Consider the following 1,576-nt stretch of genomic DNA (forward strand, 5'->3'; position numbering starts at 1 on the left):
ATGTCGGCGGGTACGTCCCGGCTGTTTACCAACTCCCGCAACGCGGCGGCCTGTTCCACGGAGAGCTCCATACCAAGAGACCCTGCCACACAAGATCAAGTAATGCTGACAGAATCACGAGACACTAGTTGCTTGGCGGCCTGAACCGTGCGCTTCTTTCGGATCGACGGATATGAAATTGCCCAGCCCGGGATCGTACTCCCGTGCCCCGATATGGACGAAACCGGTCCGTCCGTCGATCGTGCCGCCGACAGTGGGCGCTCCAACATCACGGCGGGGTTTCCGCAGCAGGGCGCCGATCCGTTCCCGGGCCTGAACCATCAGGTCGGTGAACGTCGAGGAGGGGCCCGCTGCTGGTAGCGCGCCGCCAGTTCAGGGCTGATGCCGCGAGCGGGACGGAACGCGCCTTCGCCATTTCGCCGCCACCCCGCTCCCGGAGCAAGGCGTCGAACTCGCCGTGATCAAGAAACTCCCGGCCACGCCCACATCGGCGTCACCGCCGGCGTCTACGCCCACGTACTCCTCCGCCTCCAGCGCCAGGCCATCGACACCCTCGGCAGAATCCTTAGCCCGACCGACACCCCGGATGACGCGCCCACCTCAGCCGTCGTCCGCTGACGTTGCCGTCAGCGTTGCCGTCAAAATGCCTCTGGGGCCCACCGCATGGCAGTGGGCCCCAGAGGCATTTTGACTCAGAATGAAAGCCGCGAACTTTACGACTCCAAGCACTCTGAGTAGCGAATCACGAACCCATCATGAATCGATCCGCGCTTCAATCCATGCACTCTCAAACTCTTCCGGATCGATCACTTCAGCGCTGAATTCTTCCTGACTGGAGATTTCTTCGAGTGACGGAAATGGGATCTCCGAGAGTCCTACGTTCGCAGTTTCGTGATTTTCATCGGCCCACTCGGACCGACCATCGCGATAGAACTGCACCTTCCGAGTCTCGTAACCATCGTCACCGAGCTCGCTGAGATACAGCACGGGATCGTCGGCGAAGTCGTGTTCCCACGCAACCTTGACGTATCTCACCTCTAGTTCCTCCCAGAACTTCGGATGCGGCCGATGAGATCAAGCGGCCCACTGTTTGGGATTACAAACACGCCGGGTCTCCCTTCAACCACGTTCAGCCCACTGACGTCGATTTCAAGATAGTGCGTGAATTTACGCCCAGCCCACGGAACTCGCAAAAAGGCCGCCGAGAGCTGTCCCAGCGTCTTCGTCCCGGGCTTGATGTCCGTCAGGTACTGACCGTCTCCGTAACGAGCATCCTTCGGGTTGTTCGCCTTCAGGGAGGGCCTCATCTCGCCACTCGCCGTGATTCCGTCATGCCCAGCTTCATTCGTGTAGTGGTAGAGGCTTTGTGGCCCCTCCGAAGCAGCCTCCGGACCGTCACCACAATTGTGAACGAGGACCGGCGTAGCCCCCGCCAGCACATAGTACGTGTGGAGGGAGGTGATGGTGAGGTTGTGGACGGTGGCTTGCTGCGTCCAGCGCTTGACGCCGTCGATCTGGACGTACGTCCCCGCACTGGTCTGCAACCACTGGCCGGCCTTGAGGTCGGTCGCGTCCA

At 60.9% G+C, this 1,576-nt stretch carries 2 protein-coding genes and 1 pseudogene; 1 reads left to right on the plus strand and 2 read right to left on the minus strand.

The window, feature by feature from the left end; translation table 11 throughout:
• Positions 1-406: 406 nt before the first annotated feature.
• A pseudogene (locus H300_RS32760) lies at positions 407-618 on the plus strand (tyrosine-type recombinase/integrase); the annotation flags it as partial.
• A 135-nt stretch (positions 619-753) separates the two neighbouring features.
• Here H300_RS32760 and H300_RS28575 read toward each other — a convergent pair.
• Together H300_RS28575 and H300_RS28580 are read right to left on the minus strand one after the other, a co-directional pair.
• On the minus strand, positions 754-1,035 hold the full coding sequence (locus tag H300_RS28575) for a DUF6881 domain-containing protein (protein WP_037981510.1): 282 nt from the start codon (positions 1,033-1,035) through the stop codon (positions 754-756).
• A gap of 2 nt (positions 1,036-1,037) precedes the next feature.
• The coding region (locus tag H300_RS28580; RefSeq protein ID WP_486583999.1) for an HYD1 signature containing ADP-ribosyltransferase family protein at positions 1,038-1,576 on the minus strand (539 nt) is incomplete at its 5' end.

The sequence above is a fragment of the Streptomyces sp. TAA040 genome (assembly GCF_000424845.1).